The following is a 26,069-nucleotide window of genomic DNA, read 5'->3' as shown; positions in this document are numbered from 1 at the left end:
CGCGTTTGCGCGCGCGAGTCGCCGGCTTAGTTGCTCGCGACGAAGCCGAGGGCGAGAAGCGGCGCGACGAGCGCGAGGAGCGCCGGCGCGGCGAGCAGTCCGATGCCGCCGAACAGCCCGGTGAGGGCGGCACCTCGGCCGATGCCGTCGAGCTGCCCCGCTCGATGCGCGCCGATCGCGCCGAACACGATCGCTAGCACCATGAGCACGAACGCGGGCAGGCCGCCGATCCAGACGAGGACGACCCCGACCGTTTGAGCCCTGGGGTCCGGAAGGAACGTGAGCATCATCGGGAGGAGCCAGAAGCAGACCCCGACGCCGAGCGCCCAGAAGAAGACGGTGCGGGCCCACCGCGCGATGCGATTCGTCGCGTCGGGCGCTGGCGGTCCCCAGCCCTGCAGCGGCTTCGGGGCGAACCCGGTCTCGGACCAGCGGTGCCCGTCCCACCAGCGGAGGACGTCCGGTGCCTCGGGGTCCTCGTACCATCCCGGCGGCGCCGAGATCGTCGGGTCTGCGCTCATCCTCTACCTCCTCGGGGGTTGGTCGATGCTATCGGGATACGGCGAAGGCGCGGACCCATGCGGGTCCGCGCCTTCCGCGCGACGTGCGGGCTGTTCGGTCAGGCGACCTGCCCCTGCGTCGCCTGCGCGTGCTCGGTCGCCCAGTTCAGCGCGAACTCGGCGACCTCCTCCCAGCCGTCCTGGCTGACGATGCGGTGCGTGCGGCCCGCGAACTCGCGGTACTCCACGACCGACGGGCTGCCGGTCTGCGTGTACTTCTTGACGATCGCCCGGCCGATCGCCGGCGGCACGACGTGGTCGATCTCGCCGGTGATGACGAGCAGCGGGGCGCGGTCGGGCTTCGCGTAGTCGACGTGGGTCACGCCGCCCTTCTCGTTGATCGTCGAGGCGACGCCCTCGAAGAAGACGCGGTTGTACGAGTTCACCGCGAACTCCTCCCACAGGCGGTCGGATGCCTCGCGGGCGAGGTCGTTGCCGAAGGTGAAGTGGAAGTGGGCCTTCGAGAGGGGCTTCGCGCCGTTGCGGTCGAACGGGTTCGCGAGGATCGGGAAGCCGGTGCGGAGGGTCGATGCCGGCAGCGTCGTGATGCCGGCGGCCTGCCCGGGCTCGACGCCCACGTAGGCGGCGCCGAGGCCGCGGTCGGCGAGCATCTGGGTGATCACGCCGCCGAAGGAGTGGCCCATGATGATCGGCTTCTCGGGGAGGGCGCGGATGATCCGCTCGTAGTGGTCGGCGATCTGCTTCAGGCCGATGCCCTTGAGCGACTCGGGGTTCGAGCGGATGTCGGCGACGTCGCGGTCGTCGATGCCGGGCCACCCCGGGACGATGACCTCGTGGCCGCGGGCCCGGAAGTACTCGGCCCAGGTGTCCCAGCTCTTCGGGGTCATCCAGAGTCCGTGGACGAGGACGATGGTGGCCTTGCTGCTGTTCGCGCCGGTGGTGTTCATGGTTCCTGCTCCTTGTGGTGGGGCGATCGGGTGACCGCTTCGTGATCTGTGAAGTAGAACGATCGTTCTATCTCTTTGTATTCCCGGACTGTACGCCCAGGGCGGAACGGATGTCAAGCAAAAAGAGAAAGATCGTTCTATCATCTTTGGTATGGCTGCACGAACCACCTCCACCGGCGCCTCCGCGGCGCGCGAACGGCTGCTCCAGACCGCGTCCGAGCTCTTCTATCGAGAGGGCATCCACGCCGTGGGCGTCGACCGCATCATCGCCGAGGCCGGCGTCACCCGCGCGACGTTCTACCGTCACTTCCCGAGCAAGGAGGATCTCGTCGAGGCCTACCTCGGCGTCGAGGACGCGAACATCCGAGGAGCGTTCGACGCGGCGGAGGCGTCGGGAGCCGAGCCGGGGCAGCTCGTCGGACTCGTGATCGAGGGGCTCGCCGACGACGTCGCACGGCATCACACGCGCGGTTGCCCGTTCATCAACGCCGCGGCCGAGTACCCCGACCCCGAGAGCGGCGTGCGGCGCGCCGTCGCCGAGCACCGCGAGTGGTTCCGGTCCGAACTCGAGAAGGTGCTCGGCGCCGCCGAGGCCGACGACCCAGGGGCGACGGCCGGTCAGCTCGTGCTGCTGCGCGACGCGGCGATGGTCGGCGGCTACCTCGACGGGTGGGAGCGAGTCCGTCCCTCGTTCATCGCCGCGGCGACGCGCACCGCCGGTCTCGATCGCTGACTCCCCGAGGCATCCCCCGCTTCGCGAGGTCGATGACAGCGTCGCCGAAGCGCGGTAGCGTGCCGGAATGACCTCAGCCCGACCGGTCGATCGCGACGCGATCGACGACCTCGAGCGCGAACTGCTCGGCCGCGTGCGCGGGCGCGTGCTCGAGATCGGTGCGGGCGAGGGCGAGAACTTCGGGGCGTTCGACCTCGATGTCGAGTGGATCGGCTTGGAGCCCGACGCCGACCGTCGCGCGGAGCTCGCGACGCGGGCGCGCGAGTGGCGTCACACCGCCGAGCCGCTCGGCGCGGTCGCCGAGGCGATTCCGCTGCCCGACCACTCGGTCGACGCCGTCGTCGGCACCTACGTGCTCTGCTCGGTGGCCGATCAGGCCGCCGCGCTCGCCGAGGTGCGACGGGTGCTCGTGCCCGGCGGCCTGGTGGTCTTCGTCGACCACGTCGCCGCGCCGCCCCGAACGCTGAAGCGGGCGGTGCAGCGCGTCGCGACGCCGATCTCCAAGCGGTGGTGCCACGGCTGCCATTGGGATCGCGAGACCGAGCGAGCGCTCCTCGACGCGGGGTTCATCGGCACCGACGTGCGACGGATGCGCGCGAAGTCGCTGCCGTTCGGCCCCGTGCCGATCCTCATGTTCGAGGGGCGTGCGCCGGATCGAACGACGACGTAACCCCGTCGAGCGCCGCCCGCGCGAGCATCGTCGACCCGGCCACCGCGGCCGGCATCGTGAACACCGCCCCGAGCGGCACCATGAAGCAGAGCTGGGTCGCGACGCCGAAGCCGAACATGGCCCCGCGATGCCCGCGCAGCAGCCTGCGGCGGTCGGCCCCGTGAAGGTCCCGCGCCGCGAAGGCGCGCGACACGAGCTCGGCGGCGAGCAGCCGTCCGGAGAGCACGACGCCCAGCACCGGGCCGACGACCGCGCCGACGAGCGGCACGAAGCCCACGAGCCCGACGCCGATCGCGATGAGCGCGCCGAACCCGATGAGCGCGAGGGAGTCGCCGACCGCGCGCCAGAACCCCGCGCCCTGCTCGGGAACGGGGCCGCCGAGGTCGGTCTCGACCGCGCGCCAGATGCGTTCGTAGAACGGGTCGCCGACCGCGAGCGTGACGGCCGTGAACGTGACCGCGGCCAGCACCACGGCGGCCGCGAAGACGACCGTGCCGAGCACGCCCCGCACGATGCCCGGCCAGGGGTCGACCCAGTCGTCGGCGAACGGCGTGAGCCAGTCGGTGATGGACGGCAGTCCGAATCCGAGGCCGACGAGCCCGGCGACGACCACGACGAACACGATCGCGGCGGGAAACAGGCCGAGGAACATGATGCCCGGCCGCTTCGACCAGAACGCGAAGCCGCGCGCGAGCATCCGCACGCCCGAGAGGAATCCGCCGATCACCCGCCCAGCCTAGGCGTGCGCCTCGGCCCCTCCCGAGCCATTGCGCACGCCGTCGGATCCTGCAAGACTCGCGCGACAGGTGCCGGCGAGTCGAAGCGAGGTCGCATGTCCCATCCGTGGCGGGTGCGTACGCGAGATGCCGCCCGCCGATGCGCCGGGGCGGCCGCGGTGCTGTCGGCGCTCGCGGTGCTCGCCGGATGCACGCCCTCGGTGAACGACCTGCCCGTGTTCGACCGCGAACAGCGGCCGAGCGACCTGCCGCCCGCGTTCGTGGACTTCCAGGACACGATCGATCGCGAAACGGTCCGTCGGGTCGGGGAAGACTCCATCGGCACCGTCTACTACGCTGCCGAGGACCCGCAGGATCGGACCACGTGCCTGATCATCCTGAGCGAGACCGACTGGTCGTCCGGGTGCGGGGGACTGCCCGTGAAGGTCAGCATCCCGTCGGGCCTCACCGCCACCCTCGAACCCGCCGCGGTCGCCGGCGACGAGCAGGTCGGCGACGTCGTCTCCGTCGAACTGCCTCCGGTGCGGGCCGACGGTCGTTGACGACATGACGCGCATGGTCACCGAACACGAGGTCGGGCTCGACGACGGGCGCGTCCTGCATGCCTACGACTCGGGGGCGGATGCCTCGGCGAGACTCACCCTCATGTGGCACCACGGCTCGCCCCAGACCGGGGCGCCGCTCGGCGCGGTGCTCGCAGCGGCGACGGCGCGAGGCATCCGGCTCATCTCGTACGGACGGCCGGGCTACGGGGGCTCTACGCCGAACCCGGGGCGCGACGTCGCATCGGCCGCAACCGACGCGGTCGCGGTCGCCGACGCGCTCGGCGTCGAGGGCTTCGCCGCCATGGGCGCCTCGGGTGGCGGCCCGCACGCCCTCGCCGGGGCTGCGCTCGCACCCGATCGCGTGATCGGCGTCGTCACGCTCGCCGGCGTCGCGCCCTACACCGAGGCCTTCGACTGGTTCGGCGGCATGCGGGCGCCCGGGGCGCTCCGCGCCGCCCGCGCGGGCCGGGCCGCCCGGGCGGCGTTCGCCGAGACCGACGAGTTCGACCCCGACGTCTTCCTGCCGGTCGACCTCGCCGCGCTCGAGGGGACGTGGGCCGATCTCGGTTCCGATTCGGCTCGAGCCGGGCGCGACGGCCCCGACGGGCTCGTCGACGACGATGTCGCCTTCGCGAAGCCGTGGGGTTTCGAACTCGAGCGGGTGGCGGCGCCCGTGCTGCTCGTGCAGGGCGATGGCGATCGCATCGTGCCGCGCACGCATGCGGCGTGGATGCTCGGCCGCCTGCCGAACGCCTCGCTGTGGATGCGCCTCGACGACGGGCACGTCTCCGTGCTCGACACGGTGCCCGACGCGATGGACTGGCTGCTCGAGCGGCTCTAGGCGATCGCGTCGAGCGCGCCCGCGAGGTCGCGCCAGAGGTCGTCGACCTGCTCGATGCCGACCGACAGCCGCACGAGCCCGTCGGGAATGGTGGGCTGCTCGGCCGGCCAGCGCCGGCGACGCTCGAACGTCGACTCGACCCCGCCGAGGCTCGTCGCGTGCACCCACAGTCTCGTGCGCCCGACGAGCGCATCGGCCGGCGCGGCGCCGCCGCGCACGACGATCGAGACGACCGCCCCGAAACCCGGGTAGCGCACCTCCTCGAGCGCGGCGTGGCCGTCGAGGCGACGCACGAGCTCCTGCGCGTTCGCCTGTGCGCGCTCGAGTCGCACGGCGAGCGTCCGCATCCCGCGCAGCGCGAGGAACGCCTCGAGCGGCGCGGGGACGGCCCCGGCGAGCGTGCGCCGCTGCAGGATCGAGTCGGCGCGCTCGTCGGACGCGGTCACCACGGCCCCCATCAGCACGTCGCTGTGGCCCGAGAGGTACTTCGTCGCCGAGTGCACGACGAGGTCGGCGCCGAGCGCGAGCGGACGCTGGAGCAGGGGCGTCGCGAACGTGTTGTCGACGGCGACGAGCGCCCCGTGCAGGTGCGCGGCGGCCGAGATCGCGGCGATGTCCGCGACCTCGAGGGCCGGGTTCGTCGGCGTCTCGAACCACACGAGCGCCGACCCCTCGCTCGCCGCGGCCACCGCAGCCGTGTCGGCGATGTCGACGAACTCGACACGCAGGCGCCCCTGGCCCGCGCGTTCCTCGAGCAGGGCGACCGTGCCCGTGTACGAGTGCCGCGGCGCCACGACGAGTCCTCCCGGCTCGACGAGGTCGAGCACGGCCGAGATCGCGGCCATGCCGGAGGAGAACGACACGCACCGCCCGCCCTCGAGCGCGCCGAGGACGTCCTCGAACGCCGTCCAGCTCGGGTTGCCGTAGCGCCCGTACTCGAGGTCGCCGCCGGCGACGTACGTCGAGGTCAGGTGCACCGGCACGTTCATCGGCGCGTCAGGCGCATGCGCGGGGCGACCGGCGATGACGGCGAGGGTGTCGGGATGGAGTTCTGAGTGGGCGGCCTCGTGCATGCCGAAAGGCTAGTCGAGCGCGTCGCGCGCCGCGGCGGCCTCGTCACGTGCCGACTCGGCGACCCGCGCCGCCCGGTCGCGATCGCGCGCGAGCCTCCGCCGCTCACGACCGCCCTCGGCGAGACGCTCCTCGAGACCGCGCAGCTCCTCGTCGAGCTCGTCGCGCCGGGCGGTGTCGGCGTCGATGCGCTCGTCGAGCGCCGCGAGTTCGCTCTCGAGGTCGTCGAGGGCGGCGGATGCCTCGGCGGCGTGCTCCTCGGCGGTTGATGCCGCGCGCTCGCGTTCCCGGCGCTCCTGCTGCTCGCGTTCCTCCCGCTCACGGGCGGCGTCCGCGGCATCGGCCTCGGTGCGTCCGGCCCCCTTCGAGCGTGCGGACCGCTTCGCCGGCCTCGCCCCGTCCGGTCCGCCCGCCACAGCGCCGTCGAGGTCCACGTCGACGCCCACCGCCTCGAGGCTGCGCACGAGCCGGCCGCTGCGCACGGCGTCGGCGGCCGAGGCATCCGCCATGCCGGCTTGCAGCGTCTGGGCGAGTTCGTCGAGCACGGGCTGGCGCACCGGGGCGCCGAGCTCCTCGGCGAGTCCGCCCGCCTCCTGCGCGAGGGCCGAGACGAGTCGGCGCCGTTCCTTCGCGAAGCGGGCGAGCGCCGCCGCGTCGAACCCGTCCTGCGCCTCGCGCAGCTCGTCGCCGAGCTCGAACAGCGCCTCGACCTCGTCGGCGCGGTGTCGCACGAGCTGGTTCGCGAGCCAGGCCGTGGGGGAGGGGCGCCGCAGCGCCGCCACGGCGTCGGCGAGCTCGCGATCGTCGTCGCGCAGCTCGCGAGCGCGGGCGTTGCGGGCGGCCGTGAACTCCTCGGGGCGGAGCGCGTACAGCGCTCCCGCCTCGTCGATGAGCGCATCGGCCGGCATACGGCCATCCTGCAAGATCGTGCGCGATTCCGACAGCCCGTGGTCTCATGGAGGCATGCGGGTCGTCGTGCTGACCGGGGCCGGCATCTCGGCCGAGAGCGGGGTGCCCACCTTCCGCGATGCCGGCGGCCTGTGGGAGGGGCACCGGGTCGAGGACGTCGCGACGCCCGAGGCCTTCGAGCGCGACCCCGAGACCGTGCAGCGCTTCTACGACGCGAGGCGGCACGCGGTCGCGCTCGCCGAGCCGAACCCGGCGCACCGGGCGCTCGCCCGCCTCGAGGAGGCGCTCGGCGACGACCTGCTCGTGGTCACCCAGAACATCGACGACCTGCACGAGCAGGCGGGCTCGCAGCGGGTGCTGCACATGCACGGCGAGCTGGCGCTCGCGCGTTGCACCGGATGCGGGACACGGTCGCCGGTGCCCGGCGACCTCGTCGGCCGGCCGGCCTGCCCGTCGTGCGGCGAGCGGATGCTTCGCCCCGACGTCGTCTGGTTCGGCGAGATGCCCTACGGCCTCGACGAGATCGAGGCGGCGCTCGCCGCGTGCCACGTGTTCGCCGCGATCGGAACATCGGGCGCAGTGTACCCGGCGGCCGGCTTCGTCGTCACCGCGGCCGAGCACGGTGCGCAGACGGTCGAGCTCAATCTCGCGTCGAGCGAGATCACCCCGCTGTTCGACGCCGTACGGCACGGGCCCGCGAGCGAAGTCGTGCCCGAGTGGTGCGACGAGGTGCACCGGTCGGTCGGGTAGTACGACGCGCGTCTCGCGACACCCGCCCCGAAGCGTCCACGGTCTCGAGACGACGCCGCGCGCCTACTCGACCGACCGGGGCGGCGACGCCGCGAGCCGCGTCTCGAGCGCGGCGAGCACCTGCACCTGCCCTTTGGTCACGAGCGTCCGTGCCTCGTCGATCGCCACCCAGCGCGCGTCATCGACCTCGGGGAACGCCTGCACGCGGCCCGAGCGGGGCGGCCACTCGAGCTCGAACGTGTTGCTCGCGACGACGGCGACGTCGAAGTCGGGAGCCTCGCCCGTGAACACGCGGATCAGCTTGCCCGATGCGTAGCGGAACTCGCCGAGGTCGGCGTAGTCGAGCTCGGGTGGCGCGACGCCGATCTCCTCGCCGAACTCGCGCCGGGCGGCGAGCAGCGGGTGCTCGGCCACGGCCTCGTACTCGCCCTTCGGCACCGTCCACGCGCCTTCGTGCTTGCGCGCCCAGAACGGGCCGCCCATGTGCGCGATGAAGACCTCGACACCCGCACCGAGGTCGCGATGCAGCAGCAGCCCCGCACTCGTCACCGGCATGATCGCGCACCTTGCACGGTCGTACCCGACGGGTAGCGTGGATCGGGAAACGCGAAGGAGTCGCCCATGGCACGCATCGTACTCATCGGCGGTCACGGCAGGGTCGCCCTGCACCTCGAACGCCTGCTCGCCGAGCGCGGCGACGAGGTCGACGCCGTCATCCGCAACCCGGAGCACGCCGACGACGTCGCAGCGACCGGCGCGACGCCCGTCGTGGCCGACATCGAGACCCTCGACGTCGACGGCCTGACCGCGCTGCTGCGCGGGCACGACGCCGTCGTCTGGTCGGCGGGTGCGGGCGGCGGCGATCCGCGGCGCACGTACGCGGTCGATCGCGACGCCGCGCTGCGCTCGATGGCCGCGGCCGACGCCGCCGGTGTGCGCAGGTACGTGATGGTCTCGTACTTCCGGTCGCCCGATCACTCGGTGCCCGCGGGCGACTCCTTCCACGCCTACGCGGAGGCGAAGGCCGCGGCCGACGAGCACCTCGCGACGACGACGCTCGACTGGACCATTCTCGGGCCGAGCCGGCTCACCGACGGCGACGGCACGGGCGGCATCGACGCCGAGGCGTCCGAGAGCCTGACCGTCGACCGGGCCGACGTCGCAGCGGTCGCGGCCGCCGTGCTCCTCGAGCCCGCGACGATTCGTCGCACGATCCGCTTCAATGCCGGCGCGACGCCGATCGCCGAAGCCGTCCGCTGAGCGCGGCGCCGGTGACGACCGCGCGACTACTGCTGGCGCGGTCGGCGCACGAGCGCCCAGAGCGCGGCGAGCAACCCGATTCCGCCGACCACCGCAATCGCTCCGAGCACCGACCACAGCATCTGTTCGACCGACATCGCCCACCTCCGAGTCCAGTGGCACCCATTCTGCTCCCGCAGGCGACCGGAACTCCAGCGTCGGCCGCGGTTCGTGCGAGGATCTGGGCATGTCCGCCTCTGAGCTTCCGCTGTCGCGTCGTGTCGGCCCCTCGCCCGAGCCGCAACGGCCGGCTCACCCCGACATCGACACCTGGCGCCCCGCAACGGTGGGCGACGTCGACGAACTGCTCGCGTTCCACGCCGACGTCGCGAGGGCCGACCACCCCGAGTGGATCGAGACGCGCGACGAGGTGATGGAGGCGTTCGAGGTCTCGCACATCGACCCTGCTCGCGACACCATGCTCGGTATCGACCGTGGCGGGCGCATCCTCGCCTCGGGCTCCGTCGTCGTGCCGACCGGACGAGAGACGCTCGTCCGCGCGATCGCGTTCGGCGCCGTGCGCCCGGAGGCGCGCGCCCGCGGGATCGGCCGGGCGCTGCTCGGCTGGCAGCTCGAGCGGGCGCGCGAACGACTCGCAGCGTTCGACGACGCGCTGCCGGGTTGGATCATCGCCTACGCCGAGGAACGGGCACCCGATGCGGGCGCGCTGCTCGAACGGGCCGGCTTGCCGCAGCGCCGTCACTTCTTCACGCTCGGCCGCGACGTCTCGCTTCCGATCGAGTCGATCGCGCCGCGTACCGACGACGTCGATCTCGTGCCGTGGGCGGCCGAGTGGACCGAGTCGACCCGCCTCGCCCGCAACGAGGCCTTCGCCGACCACTGGGGCAGCCAGTCGACCGCACCGGAGACGTGGAGCCGTATCGTCGGCGGCGAGCAGTTCGCGCCGTCGCTCTCGTTCGTCGCCGTCGAGCACGGCGCGGCCGGCGACCGCGTCGTCGGGTTCGTGCTCGCGCTCCGCAACGAGGGAGACTGGGCGGGCCAGGGCTTCAGCTCGTCGTACGTGCAGCTCGTCGGGGTGGTCCGCGAGCGGCGCGGGCGCGGCATCGCGCAGGGACTGCTGGCCCGGCATCTCGAAACATGCCGCGACGAGGGGCTCGACCAGTCCATCCTCGACGTCGACGCCGAGAGCCCGACCGGGGCGCTCGGGCTCTACGAGGGGCTCGGGTACGTGGTCGCCAACACGCACCACAGCCACGTGCTCGAGTACTGAACCCGCGCGGTGCATCCGTCAAGCCGTTGACGGATGCCTCGCAGCCGCGCAGGCTCGAATCGACGACGTGAACTCGACGAGCGGAGGCGGCATCATGACCGACGAGCGACGACCGGGGCCGACCCCGCGCGACCCCGACGACACGACCGGCGCAGAAGAGCGGCTCGATCGCGAGGGCGAACCCGCCGAGGCGCCCGACGGACCCGAGCGCGGCACCGACGCCAACGACGTCGAGGCAGACAACCCGGTCGAGGAGGACACGATCGAGACGATCGATCCCGACAACGCGCCCGCCTGAACATCGCCGGCTCGCCGCCCGTTCGGAGCTGATAGGTAAGGCAATCCTCAGAAGAAAGTCCGACTGATCTGCGGAAAATCGGCCCGCAGGTGCTGCGGTCGAGCGGGTGGCGGGGCTACCATCCGAACACAGCAGAGTCGCAACCGCCTCAGGAGGTCACCATGAGCATGACGCTCGACGAGATGCCCGCGGTCGCCGAGTGTTCGGTGGCCGGTTGCTCCTACAACGACCACTCGCACTGCCACGCGGCAGCCGTCACGATCGCCGGCTCGCCCGGCGACGCCGAGTGCGTCACCTTCATCCCGCTCGGCTCCAAGGGCGGGCTCGACAAGGTGCTCACGCACGTCGGAGCATGCCAGCGCTCGGAGTGCATCCACAACTCGAAGCTCGAATGCACCGCAGCCGCAGTGCGCATCGGCGCCGGCCACGACGACGCCGACTGCCTCACCTACGAAGTCGCCTGAGACCACCTGCCGAACGGGCCGTTCCGCGCATGCGGAGCGGCCCGTTCTGCTGTGAGCGGATCGCCCTGTCGTCGCGTACCGGCCGCGGTTAGCCTCGGGGCATGGGCAAGGTCGTCGAGTTCCCAACGGTCCCGCGCAGGTCGAAGCCGCTCTGGCGCGACGTGCTCGGCGAGGTGCTGCGAGGCGAGCGGCTCGCCCAGGAGCGGATCCTCACCGAGGTGGCGGCCTCGGCCGGCGTCTCACCGCAGTATCTCTCCGAGATCGAGCGCGGCCGCAAAGAGCCGTCGAGCGAGGTGCTCGGCGCCGTCGCCGAGGCGCTCGGGCTCGAGCTCTTCGAGGTCGCGCACCGGGTGGGCGAGGTGCTCGGCGCCCGCCACGAGGCCGAACGGCTGGAGGCCGAGCGGCGCGAGCGCCTCGACCACGAGCGCGCGCTCGCGTTCCGCGCCGACGCGCCGGCGAGGCATCCCGCCGTCGACGTCGGCACCGTGCTGGTGCTCGACCTCGACGAGGCCTCGGGCGCGATCGCCGACGGCGGCGCGACCGTCGCCGCGCCGCGCGGCGGCGTCTACCTGCTCGCCGCGTAGGCGGCCGCGCCGGCGCCGACCGGCACCCGTGCCGTCAGCACGTGGTCGGCGAGCCCGTACTCGACGGCCGCCGCCGCGGGCAGGATGAGGTCGCGGTCGGTGTCGTGCCGCAGGGTCGCCACGTCGTGCCCGGTGTCGGCGGCGAGGGCCGCCTCGAGCTCGGCGCGCACTCGCACGACCTCGTCGGCGTGGATGATGAGGTCGGGGATCGTGCCGCGGCCCTGCGTCGAGGGCTGGTGCAGCACGACCCGGCCGTGCGGCAGGATCGCACGCTGCCCCTTCGCCCCGCCGGCGAGCAGCACCGCCGCCGGTCCGCCCGCCTGGCCGACGCACGTCGTCGCGACATCCGGCCGGATGTGCTGCATCGTGTCGTAGACCGCGAGCGCCGCGCCGGGCGAACCGCCGGGGGAGTTGAGGTAGAGGCTGATCGGGGTGTCGTTCGACTCCGACGCGAGGTGCAGGAACTGCGCGATGAGCACGTTCGCGACGCCGTCGTCGATCTCGGTGCCGAGGTAGACGATGCGCTCAGAGAGCAGGCGGCTGTAGACGTCGAGCGAGCGCTCGCTGTTGCCCCGACGTTCGACGACGTAGGGGATCGTGTAGCTGGTCATGCGGGCACTCGCAATCCGGTCTGGGGCCGCACAGCCCTCGGGAACATCTCGTCGAAGCCGTCGACGACGCGGTCGATGAAGCCGTAGTCGACCGCCTCGTCGGCCGTGTACCAGCGGTCGCGCAGCGAGTCCTCGGCGATCTTCGCGATGGGCTGGCCGGTGTTCTCCGCGGTGATGCCGAGCACGGTGTCCCGGGTGTACCGCAGCTCGTCGGCCTGCAGCTCGACGTCGACCGCCGTGCCGCCGATGCCGGCCGAGCCCTGGTGCATGAGGATGCGCGCATGCGGCAGGGCGAAGCGCTTGCCCGGGGTACCGGCGCTCAGCAGGAACTGGCCGGCGCTCGCCGCGATGCCGTACGCGATCGTCGCGACGTCGTTCGGGATCGAGCGCATGAGGTCGGAGATCGCCAGCATGGCCGACACCGAGCCCCCGGGCGAGTTGATCCAGAACCGGATGTCGCGGCGGGGGTCGTCGCCGGCGAGGGTGACGAGCTGCGCGCAGAGGCGGTTGCCGCCCTGCTGGTCGAGCTCGTCGCCGAGCACGATGATGCGTTCATGGAAGAGCCGGGCGGTGAGCTCGGCGTCGATCGGCTGGATCGCCGGGGTCTGTTCGCTCATGAACCCAGCCTGCGCGGCGTCGGCGCACGGTGGGGCGGATGCTGCCGAGAGCAGTGCTGCTCTCGGCGGAGAGAATCCACTTGCTCCTCGGCTCTCGAGCTCAGGAGAGCTCGAGCTCAGGAGCGAGGCGCGGCGCGCTCCTCGCGACACGCTCCTCACTCGGCGCTTATCGCTGGTCGTTCCTCCCTGGTCGTTCCTCCCTGGTCGTTCCTCCCTGGTCGTTCCTCCCTGGTCGTTCCTCCCTGGTCGTTCCTCCCTGGTCGTTCCTCCCTGGTCGTTCCTCCCTGCTCGTTCCGCGCTGGTCGTTCCGCGTTCCGCGGTGGTCGTTCCGCGTTCCGCGGTGGTCGTTCCGCGTTCCGCGGTGGTCGTTCCTCGCTCCTCGCTGGCCCGCCAGGTGGCGGGGCCTCATTGGGAAGACGTGTGGAGTTGTGGACTTGTGTCCTGCAGGGGTGTGGAGTTGTGGACTTGTGTCCTGCAGGGGTGTGGAGTTGTGGACTTGTGTCCTGCAGGGGTGTGGAGTTGTGGACTTGTGTCCTCGTTCCCCGGAGCGATGTCCACGCAGGATCGACGCCGACGCGTGGAACCGACGCCGACGCGTGGAACCGATGCCGACGCGTGGAACCGGCGCCGACGCGTGGAACCGATGCCGACGCGTGGAACCGGCGCCGACGCGTGGAACCGGCGCCCCACGCGACGGACCGGCGTTCAAGGGACGGATCGACGATTCCCACGCGACGGGCCGGCGCTGAAGGGAGGGATCGACGATTCCCACGCGACGGACCGGCGCCCGCACGCGGGATCGGCAATGCCCGTACGCGGGACCGGAGTCCATGCGGGGGACCGGCTAACCCCGCGTGCGGGATCTACGCGGAGTCTCCGCGGCACCGGCGCCCAGGCGGGTGAAGCCGGCAGGGCGCACTCCCGACGAGCTCGGGAGGCCTCAGCGAATCGAGGCCACTACCCCGCGAGGGTGCGGACGACCGGGCCCTCGCTGAACTGGCACGACGTCGCGGTGAGCCGCTCGTCGGGGTCGAGCTTCGCGAGCACGGCGCCGGCGATGACGTAGAGCTGCTCGAGCTGCTCGGCCGTGAGCGCGTCGAACACGTTGGCGCGCACGGTGTCGACGTGCCCGGGCGCCGCCTCGGCCATGAGGTCGAGCCCGGCCTCGGTGATGGTCGCGTTCGTGGCGCGACGGTCTTCGGGACACGGGAAGCGGCGGATCAGGCCGCGCTCCTCGAGCCGGCGGGCGACGTGCGACAACCTCGGCAGTGTCGCATTCGTGCGGGAGGCGAGCTCGGTCATGCGCATCGTGCGCGAGGGGGCGTCGGCGAGCGCCATGAGCGCGACGTACTCGAAGTGGGTGAGCCCGGCGTCGCGCAGCAGCTGCGCGTCGAGCGCGCCGGGCAGGAGCTCGGCGACGGCGATGAGGCGCACCCACGCCGCCGATTCCTCGGCGTTGAGCCACTTCGTGTCGTCGGTCATGCGGCCAGTCTACCGCAATAGTTGACGGGACAACTTATTTGCCCTAGAGTGATGGTTGTCGAAACAAGTAATCGCGTCGACGAGGCGCGGGGAGGAAAGACAATGACGACCGTCAGCATCATCGGGAACGGCAACATGGGCCAGGCCATCGGGGGCATCGTCGCCGCAGGCGGCAACAGCGTCGAAGTGCTCGGCCGCGATCTCTCGCAGCCGGTCACGGGCGACATCGTCGTGCTCGCCGTGCCCCACTTCGCGATCGCCGAGATCGCCGAGGCGCGCCGCGCCGAGCTCGCCGGCAAGATCGTCGTCGACATCACCAACCCGCTGGACTTCGAGACGTTCGACTCGCTGGTTCCCGCTTCCGACAGCTCGAAGGCCGCCGAGCTCGCCGAGCTGCTGCCCGAGTCGCGCGTGCTCAAGGCGTTCAACACGAACTTCGCCGCGACCCTCGCCTCGAAGACCGTGGGCGACGAGGAGACGACGGTGCTCGTCGCGGGCGACGACGCGGTGGCCAAGCAGGCCCTCATCGACGTCGTGCGCGCCGGCGGCGTCAAGGCGATCGACGCCGGTGCCCTGAAGCGGGCCCGCGAGCTCGAGTCGATCGGCTTCCTCCAGCTCACGCTCGCCGTGCAGGAGAAGATCGGCTGGACCGGCGGCTTCGCCGTCGCGGCCTGACCTCCGCACCTCGCCGTATCGATCGAATCGCCCGGTTCCCCGCGGAGCCGGGCGATTCGGCGTCGGAGGGGGCGTCAGGCCAGGTCGCGCAGGTACGCCAACTGGGCGCGCATGGATGCCTCGGCCGCACCCCGCACCGAGGCATCCGTGTCGGCGTAGACGAGATCGGTGACCTCGCCGACCGTCGCATCCGCGCCGAGCCGGGCGAGCGCGGCGCGCACCTGGTCGAGTCGCTCGGCGCGGTGGGCGAGATACGCGTCGCAGATCGCGGCGAGGTCGGGCAGCTCGGGGCCGTGGCCCGGCAGGACCGCGACCGGGCCGGGGGTGCCGATCGCGCGCAGGCGCTCGAGCGAACCGAGGTACGGGCCGAGCGCCCCGTCGGGATCGGCGATGATCGTCGTGCCCCGGCCGAGCACGGTGTCGCCCGTGAGCACCGCGCGCGGCGGGTCTGCGTCGGCGGCGGCTCCGGCGCTCGCACCGGCTTCGCCGAGCAGTGCGAAGCACACCGAGTCGCGCGTGTGACCGGGGGTGGCGACGACTTCGAGCGCCAGGCCGGCGGCGACGATGCGCTCGCCGTCGGCGAGGGGGGCGGCGTCGCGGCAGAACGTCGGGTCGATCGCGCGCACCGGAGCCCCGGTCAGCCGGGCGAACGCGTCGATCGCCTCGGTGTGGTCGGCGTGATGATGGGTGATGAGCACGAGTTCGACGGGAGCGGCGGCGAGGCGGGCGAGGTGGCCGGCATCGGCGGGCCCCGGGTCGACGACGACGCTCGTGCGCGCGCCGGGCGCCTGCAGCACGTAGCTGTTCGTGCCGTCGAGCGTCATCGGGCCGGGGTTCGGCGCCAGCACGGCGCGCGCGAATCGCGACGGCCCCGCGGGGTCGACGTGCGGCTGGTCGGCGGGCTCCTGCATGTCGGCAGTGTAGCGGCGGCCTCGGCGCACGAGGTCTGGCCCGGCCGCGGCCACCGGCTTAGGCTGAAGGGATGGACACCGTGCCCGAGTCCCGGTCCACCTCCACCTCCGTCTCCGTCGCCGCCCCGCCCGCCACCGGCTCCGCCGCCACCGTCGTGCTGCTGAGGGACGGCGAGCTCGGCGTCGAGGTGCTCCTCGCCGAACGGCCGAGCGATCGCGGCTCGTTCGCGGGCGCCTGGGTGTTCCCCGGCGGTGCCGTCGACGACGGCGACCTGCACGGCACGCCGCGCGACGGCATCGACGCCGCCCGGCGTGCCGCGGTGCGAGAGGTCGCCGAGGAGGTGGGTCTCGTGCTCGCCGCCGACGAGCTCGTGCCGTTCTCGCGGTGGACGCCGCCGAAGGGGGCGCCCAAGCAGCTCACCACCACGTTCTTCGCGGTGCGCGTGCCCGACGGCGAGTTCCGGCTCGCCGCAGACGAGGTCGTCGCGGTCGACTGGCTGCGGCCGGCCGACGCGCTCGAGCGGCACGCGGCGGGCGAGCTCACGCTCTGGCCGCCGACGTGGGTCACGTTGCACGGCCTCGCGGGCGTCGACTCGGTCGACCACGCGCTCACCGCCTTCGCCTCGGGCGACGTGCTCGAGTACGTGGCGCGTCGCGACGACGCCCGGCGCATGGTGCTCTGGCAGGAGGACGACGAGGTGTCGGGCGCGAGGGGCCACCGGCACCGGCTGCTGATGGACCGCCTGCCCTGGGTCTACCAGCGCGAGTTCTGACCGTGGCCGACCTCACCGTCGTGGGCTCGGGGCCGAACGGCCTCGTCGCCGCGGTCGTCGCCGCCCGGGCCGGCCTCTCGGTTCGCGTGCTCGAGGCCGCCCCGACGCTCGGCGGCGGGGTGCGCACCGCCGAACTCACCCTGCCCGGGTTCCGGCATGACGTGTGCTCGGCCGTGCACCCCGCCGGGCTCGCCTCGCCCGTCTTCCACAAGCTCGGCCTCATCGACGGCCCGCATGCCCCCGAGTGGGTCGTGCCCGAGGTCTCGTACGCCCATCCGCTGCCCGGCGGGCGGGCCGGCATCGCCTGGCGCGACCTCGACCGCACGGCCGACGGGCTCGGCGTCGACGGTCCGGCGTGGCGCCGCCTCGTCGCACCGCTGCTCGCCCGCCAGCGGGGGGTTGTCGCGTTCACCGGTTCGCAGCTGCTGCAGGTGCCGCGCGACCCGATCGCCGCCGTGCGGTTCGGGCTGCGTGCGCTCGAACAGGGCACGGCCGCGTGGAACTCGCGCTTCAGGGGCGACGTCGCCCCCGCGCTGCTCACCGGGGTCGTCGCGCATGCCGCGGGCGCGATGCCCTCGCTCGCCTCGGCCGGCGCCGGGCTCCTGCTCGCGATGCACGGCCACGGTGTCGGGTGGGGACTGCCCGTCGGCGGGTCCCAGGCGATCGCCGACGCGCTCGTCGCCGAGCTGCGCGAGCGCGGCGCCGAGATCGTGACCGACGCGCCCGTTCGCGCGCTCGACGAGGTCTCGGGCTCGCGGGCGGTGCTGCTCGACACGTCGCCCGAGCTGCTGTTCTCGGCCGACCTGCCGGGCCGCTACGAACGGGCACTCCGCCGCTACCGCTACGGTTCGGGCATCGCGAAGGTCGACTTCGCGCTCGACGGGCCGGTTCCGTGGGCGAACCCCGCCGTAAGGCTCGCGCCGACCGTGCACGTCGGCGGCAGCCGGCGCGAGATCGCGCTCGCCGAGAACGCGGTCGCGCGAGGCCTGCAACCCGGGGTGAGCCTGCAGGTGTCGGGGCACGGCGGGGCGCCGAGGCATCCCTACGTGCTCGTCTGCCAGCCGAGCGTGGTCGACGCGACCCGCGCACCCGCCGGCAAGCACGTGCTCTGGGCGTACACGCACGTGCCGGCCGGGTCGACGCTCGACGCGACCGAGCTCGTGACCGCCGCCGTCGAGCGGTTCGCACCGGGGTTCCGCGACGTCGTGCTCGCGTCGGCCGCGAGCTCGGCGGCCGAGGTCGGCGCGTACAACGCGAACTACGTCGGCGGCGACATCTACTCGGGGGAGCTCACGCTCGCACAGCTCGTCAAGCGGCCCGTGGTGTCGACGGCGCCATGGCGCACACCCGTCGAGGGGGTGTACCTGTGCTCGAGCGCGACCCCGCCGGGGCCGGCCGTGCACGGCATGAACGGGTGGTACGCGGCGAAGCTCGCGCTCAAGGAGCGGTTCGGCATCGGCGCCTGAGGGGCTCTGAAGTCTCGAGGCGGTTCCGCTCCTATTCGCCCGACGGGCCCGGGCGTAGCGTGGACATGTGGACTGGACCGCCTGGTTCGACGCGCACGACTACGAGGTCGCCCGCCAGGTGCTGCAGCGCGGCGTCGCGGCGCTCGCCGTGGTCGCGTTCGTCTCGACGCTGAACCAGTTCCGGCCGCTGCTCGGCGAGCGCGGCCTGCTGCCGGTGCCCGAACTCCTGCGCCGGGCGAGTGCGCCCGGTGCGCGACTGCGGGGGCCGAGCCTCTTCCGCTGGGGGTACTCCGATCGTCGGCTCGTGGTCGTCGCCGCGGCCGGCATCGTGCTCGCGGCATCCCTCGTCGCCGGCCTGCCGCAACTGGGGCCGCCCTGGCTGCCGCTCGTGCTGTTCCTCGCGCTGTGGGTGCTGTACCTGTCGATCGTGAACGTCGGCCAGACCTTCTACGGCTTCGGGTGGGAGATGCTGCTGTGCGAGGCGCTCTTCACGGTCGCGTTCCTCGGCTCCGACGAGGTGCCGCCGCCGGTCGTGACGATCGTCGCGGTGTGGTGGCTCGTCTTCCGGCTCGAGTTCGGGGCGGGCATGATCAAGATCCGCGGCGGGCGCGAGTGGCGCGACCTCACCGCGCTCATGTACCACCACGAGACGCAGCCGATGCCCGGCCCGCTCAGCAGGCAGGCGCACCTGCTGCCGCCGTGGTTCCATCGGGGCGAGGTGCTCGGCAACCACTTCGCGCAGCTCGTGGTGCCGTTCCTGCTGTTCGTGCCGGGGCCGGCGGGCTCGGCGGCCGCGGCGGTCGTCATCCTCACGCAGCTGTGGCTCATCGTCACCGGCAATTTCGCCTGGCTCAACTGGATCACGGTCGTGCTCGCGGCCTCGGCGATCACCGATCCGGTGTGGCACTGGCTGATCCCCGCGATTCCGGCCGACCTCGGTTCGGATGCCTCGGGCTCGCCGCTCTGGTTCACGATCGTGGTGCTCGCGGTGGGCGCGCTGATCGTCGTGCTCAGCTGGTGGCCGCTGCGCAACCTGTTCGCGCACCGCCAGCTCATGAACGCGAGCTTCAACCGGTGGATGCTCGTGAACGCCTACGGCGCGTTCGGCACCGTCACGACGCGGCGCATCGAGATCGTCGTCGAGGGCACCGACGACGAGGTTCCCGACGAGGATGCCTCCTGGCGGGAGTACGGCTTCAAGGGCAAGCCGGGCGACCTGCGCGCGCTGCCGCGCCAGTGGGCGCCCTACCATCTGCGGCTCGACTGGCTCATGTGGTTCCTGCCGCTCGGCCGCATGTGGGAGCCGTGGTTCGCGGTGTTCCTCGAGCGGCTGCTCGCGGCCGATCCTGCGACGCTCGCGCTGCTCGCGCACGACCCGTTCGACGGGGCGCCGCCGCGCTGGATCAGGGTGCGGGCCTACCACTACCGCTTCGCGACTCGCGCCGAGCACCGCGCGACCGGCGATCGCTGGGTGCGCACCCTCGAGGGCGAGGTCATGCCGCCCGCGGGCCGCTGGGACTGAGACCGGCTGGGCTCAGCTCGCGGCGGCGGCCTCCACGGGGCGGTGCTCGATCTCGTCGACGCGGGCGCGCGGCATCGCGACGGCGGCGATGATCGTGAGCACCGCCGCGACGGCGACGGCGAAGAACACCGCGGCCGACGCGGCCTGGATCGCGACGGGGGAGTGGTCGCCGAGTCCCGACCGGGCGATCGCGCCGTTCGCGATCGCGCCGAAGATCGCGACGCCGACGGCACTGCCGACCGACCGCAGGAACATGTTGGCGCCGGTCACGACGCCGCGCTCCTCCCACGGCACCGACGACTGGGCGGCGATGAGCGTCGGCGAGGCGATGAGCCCCAGGCCGAGGCCGACGATGAAGCACGCGATCGCCGTGGTCACGACGTTCGGCACGAACGACACCGCGAACAGCGCGATGCTGCCGAGCACCGCGATCGTGATGCCGATGAGCGCCGTGTTCTTGAACCCGATGCGCAGGTACAGCCGGCCCGAGTTCGACGCCGAGATCGGCCAGCCGAGGGTGAGCGCGGCGACCGCGAGCCCCGAGACGATGGGCGTCGCGTCGGCCGTGATCTCGAGGAACGTCGGCACGTACGACGTGAGCCCGATGAGCACGGCGCCGACGCCGAGCGAGATGAGCGAGGTCGTCACGATGAGGCGGCGCGAGAAGACCCAGAGCGGCAGCACGGGTTCGGCTGCGCGCAGTTCGATGAACACGAACGCGACGAGCAGCACGGCGCCGACGCCGAAGGCGACGAGACTCTGCCACGAGAGCCACGCCCAGGCCTGTCCGCCCTCGAGCACGCCGAGGATCACGAGCGTGAGCCCGACGGTCAGCACGATCGAGCCGGTCAGGTCGATGCGATGCTTCTTGCGCTCGAACGACTCGTGGTAGGCCCGCCAGAGCATGAGCGCCGCGATGAGGGAGAGCGGGATGTTGATGAAGAAGATCCAGCGCCACGACAGGAACTCGGCGAACACCCCGCCGAGGGTCGGGCCGAGCACCGACGACGCCGCCCACACGCTCGCGATGTAGCCCTGCACCTTGGCGCGCTCGCGCACCGTGTAGATGTCGCCCGTGATGGTGATCGAGACCGGCAGCACGGCGCCGGCGCCGAGGCCCTGCACCGCGCGGAACACGATGAGCGACGTCATGTCCCACGCGAACCCGCAGAGCACCGATCCGACGAGGAACAGCGCGATGCCGACGAGCATGATCGGCTTGCGGCCGACGGTGTCGGCGAGCTTCGCGTACACGGGCACCGACACCGCCTGCGCGAGCAGGTAGATGGAGAACAGCCACGGGAACTGCGCGAACCCGCCGATGTCGCGCACGATCGACGGCACCGCCGTCGCGAGGATGGTCGAGTCGATCGCGATGAGCCCCGTCGCGAGCATGACCGCGATGAGCACCGGCCCGCGCTCGGATCGGAAACCCACACCTGCTGCGTCGCCCACGCCACTCCTCACCCGGGCGCGCGGCGGCGCCCCGTTGATCACAATCGCCGCGGCATCCGTTTCATTCCCGGGGGATGCCTCGGCGCGGCGGTAGCGTCGGCACCATGCGAATCCGTACGAAGCGTGCGCCGGCGGCGCCACCGCCCGCGGCCGAGGTGACGAGCGACGGCGATGCGCGCTCGCCCGAGGTGAAGATCCGTGCGTTCCGCATCGGGTTCGTCGGCGCGATCGGCGTGCTGCTCGCCCTCGTGCTCGGCGGCATCGTCGGGCAGCTGGGCACGGTCATCCTCTACGTCGCGCTCGCGCTCTTCCTCGCGCTCGGCCTCGACCCGGTCGTGAGCTGGATGCAGCGACGGGGGCTGCCCCGCTGGGCTGCGATCCTCATCGTGTTCGCCGTCGTGATCGGCCTGTTCGTCGGGCTGATCGCGACGATCGTGCCGATCGTGGTCGAGCAGACGACCTACGTCATCGAGAACTGGCCCGCGATCGTCGAGAACGCCCAGCACAGCGACCTCGTCATCTGGCTCAACGGCATCACCGGGTCCGAGGACGCGATCAAGGGAGCGATCGAGTCGGCCGGCGAGTGGCTCGCCGATCCGGCGAACCTCGGCTCGCTCGGCGGCGGAATCCTCGCCGTCGGCGCCGGCATCGCGGGCGGGTTCACCGGGGCGACCATCGTGCTGATCCTCACCCTGTACTTCCTCGCCTCGCTCGACTCGATGAAGCGCTACGCGGCGCGGTTCGTTCCTGCGTCGTCGCGTGCCGGCTACCGGGACGTGTCGGAGGAGATCACCGGGTCGGTCGGCCGATACGTCATCGGGCAGGTCAGCCTCGCCGCCGTCAACGGCGTGCTGAGCCTCTTCTTCCTGTCGATCATCGGGGCTCCCGCGCCGATCCTGCTCGCGTTCATCGCCTTCCTCTTCTCGCTGGTCCCCCTCGTCGGAACCCTCACGGGTGCGGTCATCATCTCGCTCGTCTGCCTCGCCGCCGGGCCGTACACCGCGCTCGCCGCGGCGATCTACTACCTGATCTACATGCAGGTGGAGGCGTACGTGCTGAGCCCCCGAATCATGAACCGCGCGGTCGCGGTTCCCGGAGCCCTCGTGGTGATCGCGGCGGTCGCGGGCGGCACGCTCGGCGGCGTGCTCGGTGCGCTCGTCGCCATTCCGGTCGCGGCGTCGCTCATCATCATCATGGAGAAGGTCGTCTTCCCGCGGCAGGACTCGATCTAGCCGGCGGCCCCGAGCCGGCCCGGGAGCGGCCGACGAACGAGGGCGCTGACACCCTCAGAACCAGATGCTGAGATGCGGGGTGCGCGGCGACGCGAACACGCGGTCGGCCAGCGCCAGCGAGCCGGGCGTCGTCTCGACGATGCGTCCGGCGCGGGCGAGCAGCGACGGCGCCACGTCGCCGAGGTAGATCGCACCGAGCTCGGCGACGCCGAGGCGCAGTCCCAACCCCTGTGCGGGCCTCGACCGGCGCGCGGCGCGAGCCGAGGCATCCCCGCCGTTCGACTCGGCCCGTCGCACCTCGGCGTGGCCCTTGGCCGAGAACTCGATCTCGAACCGGCCGGCCGCGTACCCCTGCGGGTCGTCGATGTCGAGCACGAGCGACCCCGGGCCCGAGTAGCGCCGCGCCTCGAGCGCGGCGACCGGGTCGAGGATGCGCAGCCAGAGGTGGTCGGTGACGTCGCTCACGGTGATCGCGCGCCGATCGGCGATGAGCCAGGGCAGCGCCTCGTCGACCGAGCGCAACCGGCCGCGCACCCGGGAGACGAGGTCGTGCTCGGTGAGGAATCGCCAGAGCGCGCGCTCGGCCTCGTCGGTCGCCGCTGCGAGGAAGTCGAACTCGAGCACGCCCGCAGGGTCGTCGTGCTGCGGACGGATCCGGTACACGACGAACCCCTGCGGCTGGTCGTGGCGGTCGTCGTAGCGGGCGACCCGAACGGCGCGCGATCGCTCGCTGTCGGGGTCGTGCGTGCCGAGCACCCGGTCGAGCAGGCCCGGCCAGCGGTCGATCTCGCCGGGCGTGCGGGCGACGGCGCGTCGGGCGATGGCGCCGGCGGCGGTGCGCATGACGTCGGGCGCGACGAACTGCACGCGACCGGGCTCGGCCGGAGTGATCCATTCGACGCGACGACGCTCGACCTCGACGGTCGAGATGCGCGCAGCGGGGGCGTACCCGTAGCGGGCGTAGAGCGTGGCCTCCGACGCCGTGAGCATCGCGAGCGAGGCGCCGGCCGCCTGCGCGTTGCGCAGCTCGGCCTCCATCATCGCGCGGGCGATGCCGCGACGGCGGTGCGTCGGGGCGACGGTGACCGACGCGACGGCCCAGCTGTCGACGCTGCGGCCGCCAGGCACGCTGAGCCCGGTCGGCCAGCTCGCGGTCGTGGCGACGGGAACCTCGGGCGCGTCGAGCGTCGGGTCGTAGACGGCGGTGACGCGGCGGTCGGCGATCACCGACAGTTCGCGGGCGAACTCGGCGGCACCGGCTCGCCCCTCGTTGAATCCGCGTCGGTCTGCCTCGACCCACGCCTCGAGGCCCTCGCGTTCATCGGGACGGACGACGCGGTACTCGAGGCCGCGCGCCGCGAGCGCGGCCTCGGCCTTCGGATCGAGCGGGATGTCTCGGAGATCGAACGGCACCGATCCAGCCTACCGACGCGGGGCACCGCACGGTCGGGCCGATCGATGCACGATCTCCGCGGCGGGGGAGGTCTCGGGCTTGATGGCGAGGCACCCGCGTCGGGTAGAATCGTGTCTTCTCGAATCCTTTCGAATCGATTCGAGTTCGGCGTCCGACGGCGTGCGCCGACGCATCCAGCCTTTCTCCCTCCCGCCTCGAGCACGCCAGGAACCGCATGTCCGCCACGAGCCCCATCCCCATCATCCGCCCCGACGACACGCGGTCGACGCCGGTCGTCTCGACGCACCCCGGCGACGCGCTGTCCAGCCGTCAGCGGCTGGTCTACGTGCTCGTGCTCGGCGCGCTCACGGCGCTCGGGCCGTTCACGGTCGACCTCTACCTGCCCGCGTTCCCGGTGCTGCAAGACGAGTTCGGCGTCTCGGCCGCCGCGGTGCAGATCACGCTGACCGGCACGATGATCGGGTTCGGCTTCGGCCAGCTCATCGTCGGCCCGTGGAGCGACAAGGTCGGGCGGCGGCTTCCGCTCATGCTCTCGACCGCACTGCACATCGCCGCATCGGTCGGCGCGGCGCTCGCGCCCGACATCGCGTGGCTCGCGGCGTTCCGCCTGTTGCAGGGCTTCGGGGCGGCGGCGGGCGGCGTCGTCGCGATGGCGATGGTGCGCGACCTGTTCGGCGGCAAGCCGCTCGTGAAGATGCTGTCGCGGCTCGCCCTCGTGAACGGCCTCGCGCCGGTGCTCGCGCCCGTGATCGGCTCGCAGCTGCTGCAGGTCATGGACTGGCGCGGCATCTTCTGGGTGCTCGCCGGCTACGGCGTCGTCGTCGTGCTGTGCGTCGCCCTCCTCATCGTCGAGACGCTGCCCCCGTCGCGCCGGCACGTGTCGGGACACTCGACGATGCGCGACCGGTACGCGGCGCTCTTCCGCGACCGCGTCTACCTCGGTGCGGCCCTCGTCGGCGGCATGGTGTTCACCGGCCTGTTCGGCTACCTGTCGACCTCGTCGTTCCTGTTCCAGGAGGTCTACGAGTTCACGGCCCAGCAGTACGGGCTGCTCTTCGGCGTCAACTCGGTCGGCATCATCATCGGTGTGCAGACGAGCTCGCGGCTCATGCGCGGGCGGGTCGCGCCGCAGTGGATCCTCGCGGTCACGACCGTGGTGCTCTTCGGCTCGGCGATCGCGATCGGCGTGCTCGACGTGACAGGTGCGGGGCTCTGGGGCACGATCGTGCCGCTCTTCCTGTTCATCACGGCGTGCGGATTCTCCTTCCCTGCGGTGCAGATCCTCGCGCTCGCGTCGCACGGCAGCGAGGCGGGCACGGCGGCGTCGCTGCTCGGCGCCCTGAACTTCGGGCTCGCGGGGCTCATCTCGCCCCTCATCGGCCTCATGGGCGTCGGCAGCGCCCTGCCGATGGCGGTCGTGATGACGGGCGCCGCGGCGGTCGCGATCATCGGCCTCTGGGCGCTCGTGCGCCCGAAGACGGTGCCGCCGCTCACCGACTGACCGGGGTCGCGCCGTTGCGCCGCCCCGCCACCACCTCGGGTTAGCGTTGGGGGATGCAGGCGGCGAAGACCATCGAGGCGAAGCAACGGGATGCCTCGGTGCGGACGATCCGGCGGCGTGCGCCGCTCATCGGAGGCATCGTCGCGATCGCGACCGCGGCGCTCCTCGGATTCGTCATCATGGGGCGCAACGGCGGCCTGCCGTTCGGCGTCGACGAGGAGTGGGTCGAGGAGATGCTCTCGCTCCGGGGCCCGGTGGGCGACATCTTCGCGTACTTCATGAACGCGCTCGGCGGCGGCATCGTCGGCGTGTTCATCGTGCCCGTCGGCACGGCGATCGTGCTGCTCCTGCTGCGCCGCCCATGGGGGGCGTTCTACTTCATCGTCGCCTCGGCCGCGAGTGCCGGCGTCGTGCAGGTGCTGAAGAGCGTGTTCAGCAGGGCGCGTCCCGAAGACATGATCGTGGTCTCCGACCACGGTTCATTCCCGTCGGGGCATGTCGCGAACGCGGCGACGATCGCGGTGGCGATCGGGGTCATCGTGCCACGCGTCTGGGTCTGGGTGCTCGGTGTCGCGTACACCGTGCTCATGGCGATCAGCCGCACCTACCTCGGTGCGCACTGGCTGAGCGACACGGTGGGCGGCGCGCTCGTCGGCGCCGGGGTCGCACTCGTGCTGTGGGCGGTGTTCGCCGTGCCGCTCGAGCGAGAGCGCCTCGAGTGGATCTCCCGCGTCTCCGAACGCAACGCCGCGCGCGCCCAGGCGCACGTCACCCCGCCGCGCGCGCCGCGCGCCTGACGCGCCCACTCCG

The 26,069-nt window shown here is 72.3% G+C and carries 29 protein-coding genes; 17 read left to right on the top strand and 12 right to left on the bottom strand.

Translation table 11 applies throughout. From position 1 onward, the window contains the following. Window positions 1-26: 26 nt before the first annotated feature. Window positions 27-521: a DUF2510 domain-containing protein gene (locus tag LR269_RS16450; RefSeq protein WP_231431835.1), complete on the bottom strand. Its 495-nt coding sequence runs from the start codon at window positions 519-521 to the stop codon at window positions 27-29. Window positions 522-619: 98 nt separating this feature from the next. Further along, window positions 620-1,468: an alpha/beta hydrolase gene (locus LR269_RS16445; RefSeq protein WP_231431834.1), complete on the bottom strand. Its 849-nt coding sequence runs from the start codon at window positions 1,466-1,468 to the stop codon at window positions 620-622. Window positions 1,469-1,619: 151 nt separating this feature from the next. Between LR269_RS16445 and LR269_RS16440 the strand changes: the two genes are divergently transcribed. Together LR269_RS16440 and LR269_RS16435 are read left to right on the top strand one after the other, a co-directional pair. Then, window positions 1,620-2,201: a TetR/AcrR family transcriptional regulator gene (locus tag LR269_RS16440; protein WP_231431833.1), complete on the top strand. Its 582-nt coding sequence runs from the start codon at window positions 1,620-1,622 to the stop codon at window positions 2,199-2,201. A gap of 67 nt (window positions 2,202-2,268) precedes the next feature. Beyond that, window positions 2,269-2,871 (top strand): class I SAM-dependent methyltransferase, encoded by a 603-nt coding sequence (locus LR269_RS16435; RefSeq protein ID WP_231431832.1) that lies wholly within the window; start codon window positions 2,269-2,271, stop codon window positions 2,869-2,871. On the opposite strand, the gene LR269_RS16430 is transcribed toward LR269_RS16435, so the two are convergent. Then, entirely contained in the window at window positions 2,831-3,598 is a 768-nt protein-coding gene (locus LR269_RS16430; RefSeq protein WP_231431831.1) for an EI24 domain-containing protein, read from the bottom strand. The two genes, LR269_RS16435 and LR269_RS16430, sit on opposite strands and share 41 nt — an antisense overlap. A 123-nt stretch (window positions 3,599-3,721) precedes the next feature. On the opposite strand from LR269_RS16430, the gene LR269_RS16425 reads away from it, so the two are divergent. Continuing rightward, window positions 3,722-4,150, top strand: coding sequence for a hypothetical protein (locus LR269_RS16425; protein ID WP_231431830.1), 429 nt, complete (start codon window positions 3,722-3,724; stop codon window positions 4,148-4,150). A gap of 13 nt (window positions 4,151-4,163) precedes the next feature. Next, window positions 4,164-4,994, top strand: coding sequence for an alpha/beta fold hydrolase (locus LR269_RS16420; RefSeq protein WP_231431829.1), 831 nt, complete (start codon window positions 4,164-4,166; stop codon window positions 4,992-4,994). On the opposite strand, the gene LR269_RS16415 is transcribed toward LR269_RS16420, so the two are convergent. Together LR269_RS16415 and LR269_RS16410 are read right to left on the bottom strand one after the other, a co-directional pair. Further along, the gene (locus LR269_RS16415) at window positions 4,991-6,067 is read right to left on the bottom strand and encodes a PLP-dependent aspartate aminotransferase family protein (protein WP_231431828.1); all 1,077 of its coding nucleotides are present in this window, start codon (window positions 6,065-6,067) and stop codon (window positions 4,991-4,993) included. The two genes, LR269_RS16420 and LR269_RS16415, sit on opposite strands and share 4 nt — an antisense overlap. A 9-nt stretch (window positions 6,068-6,076) precedes the next feature. Then, the gene (locus LR269_RS16410) at window positions 6,077-6,973 is read right to left on the bottom strand and encodes a hypothetical protein (RefSeq protein ID WP_231431827.1); all 897 of its coding nucleotides are present in this window, start codon (window positions 6,971-6,973) and stop codon (window positions 6,077-6,079) included. A 55-nt stretch (window positions 6,974-7,028) separates the two neighbouring features. Here LR269_RS16410 and LR269_RS16405 point away from each other — a divergent pair, with 55 nt between their 5' ends. Next, window positions 7,029-7,724, top strand: coding sequence for an NAD-dependent deacylase (locus tag LR269_RS16405; RefSeq protein WP_231431826.1), 696 nt, complete (start codon window positions 7,029-7,031; stop codon window positions 7,722-7,724). A 63-nt stretch (window positions 7,725-7,787) separates the two neighbouring features. On the opposite strand, the gene LR269_RS16400 is transcribed toward LR269_RS16405, so the two are convergent. Beyond that, window positions 7,788-8,279, bottom strand: coding sequence for an NUDIX domain-containing protein (locus LR269_RS16400; protein ID WP_231431825.1), 492 nt, complete (start codon window positions 8,277-8,279; stop codon window positions 7,788-7,790). A gap of 66 nt (window positions 8,280-8,345) precedes the next feature. Here LR269_RS16400 and LR269_RS16395 point away from each other — a divergent pair, with 66 nt between their 5' ends. From LR269_RS16395 to LR269_RS18915, 5 genes are all read left to right on the top strand, one after another. After that, window positions 8,346-8,984 (top strand): NAD(P)H-binding protein, encoded by a 639-nt coding sequence (locus tag LR269_RS16395; protein WP_231431824.1) that lies wholly within the window; start codon window positions 8,346-8,348, stop codon window positions 8,982-8,984. Window positions 8,985-9,210: 226 nt separating this feature from the next. Continuing rightward, window positions 9,211-10,254, top strand: coding sequence for a GNAT family N-acetyltransferase (locus LR269_RS16390; protein ID WP_231431823.1), 1,044 nt, complete (start codon window positions 9,211-9,213; stop codon window positions 10,252-10,254). A gap of 67 nt (window positions 10,255-10,321) precedes the next feature. Then, window positions 10,322-10,552, top strand: a complete 231-nt coding sequence (locus LR269_RS16385) for a hypothetical protein (RefSeq protein ID WP_231431822.1) — start codon at window positions 10,322-10,324, stop codon at window positions 10,550-10,552. Window positions 10,553-10,713: 161 nt separating this feature from the next. After that, window positions 10,714-11,016, top strand: a complete 303-nt coding sequence (locus LR269_RS16380; RefSeq protein ID WP_231431821.1) for a DUF1540 domain-containing protein — start codon at window positions 10,714-10,716, stop codon at window positions 11,014-11,016. Window positions 11,017-11,117: 101 nt separating this feature from the next. After that, window positions 11,118-11,600 carry a helix-turn-helix domain-containing protein gene (locus LR269_RS18915; protein ID WP_304504453.1) on the top strand — a complete coding sequence of 161 codons (483 nt, stop codon included), beginning with the start codon at window positions 11,118-11,120 and terminating at the stop codon, window positions 11,598-11,600. Here the strand turns inward: LR269_RS18915 and LR269_RS16370 are convergent. From LR269_RS16370 to LR269_RS16360, 3 genes are all read right to left on the bottom strand, one after another. Beyond that, entirely contained in the window at window positions 11,582-12,211 is a 630-nt protein-coding gene (locus tag LR269_RS16370; protein ID WP_231431820.1) for a ClpP family protease, read from the bottom strand. The two genes, LR269_RS18915 and LR269_RS16370, sit on opposite strands and share 19 nt — an antisense overlap. Then, window positions 12,208-12,828, bottom strand: coding sequence for a ClpP family protease (locus LR269_RS16365; RefSeq protein ID WP_231431819.1), 621 nt, complete (start codon window positions 12,826-12,828; stop codon window positions 12,208-12,210). The genes LR269_RS16370 and LR269_RS16365 overlap by 4 nt, the downstream gene beginning before the upstream one ends. 957 nt (window positions 12,829-13,785) lie before the next feature. Further along, window positions 13,786-14,310 carry a MarR family winged helix-turn-helix transcriptional regulator gene (locus LR269_RS16360; RefSeq protein ID WP_231431818.1) on the bottom strand — a complete coding sequence of 175 codons (525 nt, stop codon included), beginning with the start codon at window positions 14,308-14,310 and terminating at the stop codon, window positions 13,786-13,788. A 102-nt stretch (window positions 14,311-14,412) separates the two neighbouring features. On the opposite strand from LR269_RS16360, the gene LR269_RS16355 reads away from it, so the two are divergent. Further along, window positions 14,413-14,985, top strand: coding sequence for an NADPH-dependent F420 reductase (locus tag LR269_RS16355; RefSeq protein WP_231431817.1), 573 nt, complete (start codon window positions 14,413-14,415; stop codon window positions 14,983-14,985). Between the two features lie 74 nt (window positions 14,986-15,059). Here LR269_RS16355 and LR269_RS16350 read toward each other — a convergent pair whose 3' ends face one another. After that, window positions 15,060-15,896, bottom strand: coding sequence for an MBL fold metallo-hydrolase (locus LR269_RS16350; protein ID WP_231431816.1), 837 nt, complete (start codon window positions 15,894-15,896; stop codon window positions 15,060-15,062). Window positions 15,897-15,967: 71 nt separating this feature from the next. On the opposite strand from LR269_RS16350, the gene LR269_RS16345 reads away from it, so the two are divergent. From LR269_RS16345 to LR269_RS16335, 3 genes are all read left to right on the top strand, one after another. Next, window positions 15,968-16,669 (top strand): NUDIX hydrolase, encoded by a 702-nt coding sequence (locus tag LR269_RS16345; protein ID WP_231431815.1) that lies wholly within the window; start codon window positions 15,968-15,970, stop codon window positions 16,667-16,669. Between the two features lie 2 nt (window positions 16,670-16,671). Then, a complete protein-coding gene (locus tag LR269_RS16340) occupies window positions 16,672-18,135 on the top strand; it encodes an NAD(P)/FAD-dependent oxidoreductase (RefSeq protein WP_231431814.1) in 1,464 nt (487 codons plus the stop codon). A gap of 67 nt (window positions 18,136-18,202) precedes the next feature. Then, window positions 18,203-19,657, top strand: a complete 1,455-nt coding sequence (locus LR269_RS16335) for a lipase maturation factor family protein (RefSeq protein WP_231431813.1) — start codon at window positions 18,203-18,205, stop codon at window positions 19,655-19,657. Window positions 19,658-19,669: 12 nt separating this feature from the next. Here LR269_RS16335 and LR269_RS16330 read toward each other — a convergent pair whose 3' ends face one another. Further along, window positions 19,670-21,052, bottom strand: a complete 1,383-nt coding sequence (locus tag LR269_RS16330; protein ID WP_231432381.1) for an MDR family MFS transporter — start codon at window positions 21,050-21,052, stop codon at window positions 19,670-19,672. A 164-nt stretch (window positions 21,053-21,216) separates the two neighbouring features. Here LR269_RS16330 and LR269_RS16325 point away from each other — a divergent pair, with 164 nt between their 5' ends. Beyond that, complete coding sequence (locus tag LR269_RS16325; protein ID WP_231431812.1) at window positions 21,217-22,344, top strand: AI-2E family transporter; 1,128 nt, start codon at window positions 21,217-21,219, stop codon at window positions 22,342-22,344. 54 nt (window positions 22,345-22,398) lie between these two features. Here LR269_RS16325 and LR269_RS19040 read toward each other — a convergent pair whose 3' ends face one another. Then, window positions 22,399-23,757 (bottom strand): GNAT family N-acetyltransferase, encoded by a 1,359-nt coding sequence (locus LR269_RS19040; protein ID WP_231431811.1) that lies wholly within the window; start codon window positions 23,755-23,757, stop codon window positions 22,399-22,401. 215 nt (window positions 23,758-23,972) lie between these two features. On the opposite strand from LR269_RS19040, the gene LR269_RS16315 reads away from it, so the two are divergent. Together LR269_RS16315 and LR269_RS16310 are read left to right on the top strand one after the other, a co-directional pair. Continuing rightward, window positions 23,973-25,259, top strand: coding sequence for a multidrug effflux MFS transporter (locus LR269_RS16315; RefSeq protein ID WP_231431810.1), 1,287 nt, complete (start codon window positions 23,973-23,975; stop codon window positions 25,257-25,259). 53 nt (window positions 25,260-25,312) lie between these two features. After that, window positions 25,313-26,056, top strand: a complete 744-nt coding sequence (locus LR269_RS16310; RefSeq protein WP_231431809.1) for a phosphatase PAP2 family protein — start codon at window positions 25,313-25,315, stop codon at window positions 26,054-26,056. Window positions 26,057-26,069 lie beyond the last annotated feature (13 nt).

The sequence above is a fragment of the Agromyces sp. S2-1-8 genome (assembly GCF_021129215.1).
Lineage (GTDB): Bacteria > Actinomycetota > Actinomycetes > Actinomycetales > Microbacteriaceae > Agromyces > Agromyces chromiiresistens.
Note: the sequence above shows the minus strand (reverse complement) of the source record. Positions and strands in the feature narration are given on the sequence as shown.